Annotated in this window: 3 protein-coding genes; 2 read left to right on the plus strand and 1 reads right to left on the minus strand. The window is 53.0% G+C overall.

The window, feature by feature from the left end; all coding sequences use genetic code 11:
* The coding region (tuf, locus tag AB5Y67_RS21185) for an elongation factor Tu (RefSeq protein ID WP_368208073.1) at positions 1-1125 on the plus strand (1125 nt) is incomplete at its 5' end.
* 113 nt (positions 1126-1238) lie between these two features.
* A complete protein-coding gene (gmhB, locus tag AB5Y67_RS21190; RefSeq protein ID WP_005356377.1) occupies positions 1239-1781 on the plus strand; it encodes a D-glycero-beta-D-manno-heptose 1,7-bisphosphate 7-phosphatase in 543 nt (180 codons plus the stop codon).
* A gap of 98 nt (positions 1782-1879) precedes the next feature.
* On the opposite strand, the gene AB5Y67_RS21195 is transcribed toward gmhB, so the two are convergent.
* Positions 1880-2079 (minus strand): hypothetical protein (locus AB5Y67_RS21195; RefSeq protein WP_219925384.1); only part of this gene is annotated, 200 nt, incomplete at its 5' end.

Below are 2079 nucleotides of genomic sequence, written 5' to 3' on the forward strand. Positions count from 1 at the left end.
GTTGACCACGGTAAAACCACCCTGACTGCAGCTATCACCAACGTGCTGGCCAAGCACTTCGGTGGTAAAGCTTTCGCCTTCGACCAGATCGACAAGGCACCGGAAGAGCGTGAGCGTGGTATCACCATCAATACCTCCCACGTAGAATACGACACCGCTACCCGTCACTACGCCCACGTAGATTGCCCGGGTCACGCCGACTACGTTAAAAACATGATCACCGGTGCTGCCCAGATGGACGGCGCGATCCTGGTAGTAGCAGCGACTGACGGCCCGATGCCGCAGACTCGTGAGCACATCCTGCTGGGTCGTCAGGTTGGTATCCCGTACATGATCGTGTTCATGAACAAGTGTGACATGGTTGATGACGAAGAGCTGCTCGAACTGGTTGAGATGGAAGTTCGTGAACTGCTGACCGAGTACGACTTCCCGGGTGATGACCTGCCGGTAGTTCGTGGTTCCGCACTGAAAGCGCTGGAAGGCGACGCTCAGTGGGAAGAGAAGATCATCGAGCTGGCTGGCCACCTGGATACCTACATCCCGGAGCCGGAGCGCGCGATTGACCAGCCGTTCCTGATGCCTATCGAAGACGTATTCTCTATCGCTGGCCGTGGTACCGTAGTTACCGGTCGTGTAGAGCGCGGTATCGTTAAAGTAGGTGAGACCGTAGAAATCGTTGGTATCAAAGATACCGTTTCTACCACCTGTACCGGTGTTGAAATGTTCCGTAAGCTGCTGGACGAAGGTCGTGCAGGCGAGAACATCGGCGCGCTGCTGCGTGGTGTTAAGCGTGAAGACGTAGAGCGTGGTCAGGTACTGGCCAAGCCGGGTTCTATCAAGCCGCACACCAAGTTCGAATCTGAAGTGTACGTACTGTCCAAAGAAGAAGGCGGTCGTCATACCCCGTTCTTCAAAGGCTACCGTCCGCAGTTCTACTTCCGTACTACCGACGTGACCGGTACCATCGAACTGCCGGAAGGCGTAGAGATGGTAATGCCGGGCGACAACATCAAAATGGTTGTTACCCTGATTGCTCCGATCGCAATGGACGACGGCCTGCGTTTCGCTATCCGTGAAGGTGGCCGTACCGTAGGTGCTGGTGTTGTAGCTAGCGTAATCGCCTAATCGATTCGTTATATACAAACATGAAAAGGGGTGGCTTCGGCCACCCCTTTTATTTTTGGGGCTATTTATGGCCTGTGAGATACTGGGCAAAACCATTGATAGAGGTAGTTTCCGTGAGCAACCCCGCCATTTTTCTGGATCGTGACGGTGTCATCAATGAAGACACTGGCTATGTCAGCCAAGTCGATGATTTCCATTTTCTGCCCGGAGTCATAGACGCTCTGCAGCTCCTCAAAAAGAAAGGCTATCTACTGGTCGTCGTCACTAACCAGTCCGGAATCGCCCGCGGCTACTTCAGTGAAGATGACTTCATGAATCTGACTGAATGGATGGATTGGTCACTGGCTGATCGGGATGTGGATCTTGATGGCATCTACTTCTGCCCCCATCACCCGGATCACGGCGCCCCCTGTGATTGCCGCAAACCGGAGCCAGGCATGCTGCTGTTGGCACAACAGGAACTGGGGATCGACATGAGTCGTTCCTATATGGTGGGTGACAAGCCTTCCGATCTAAAAGCTGCCGTCAATGCTGGTGTTGGTCACAAGATCATGGTCAGAACCGGTAAGCCGGTGACCGAAACGGGTAGTGCGCTGGCCGATGCTCTCTATGACAATCTGCACGATTTTGCTGTTGCGGTGCCTGCAGTGAGCTGATTTCGCCGGTTTAATATGCTAGTTGGTGGCTTTGTGAGCGAACAAACAGCGAAAGCCATCTTTTTGCAATTATCTGCTTGCCAGAAAGAATCTGTTCCCTATAATGCGCCTCCATCGACAGGGCAAGCGGCAACGCAGAAAGCCAAGTCGGTAACCTCGAAAAGCCTTTGAAAATAAGGCTTGACTCGAGAAGGCGGTTGAGTAGAATTCCACTCCCGCAGCAACACACTGTTGCGTCGCTCTTTAACAATTTGAATCAAGCAATCTGTGTGGGCACTCACAGCATCGAACATCAAAA

The sequence above is a fragment of the Aeromonas sp. s12 genome (assembly GCF_040907925.1).
Taxonomy (GTDB): domain Bacteria; phylum Pseudomonadota; class Gammaproteobacteria; order Enterobacterales; family Aeromonadaceae; genus Aeromonas; species Aeromonas veronii.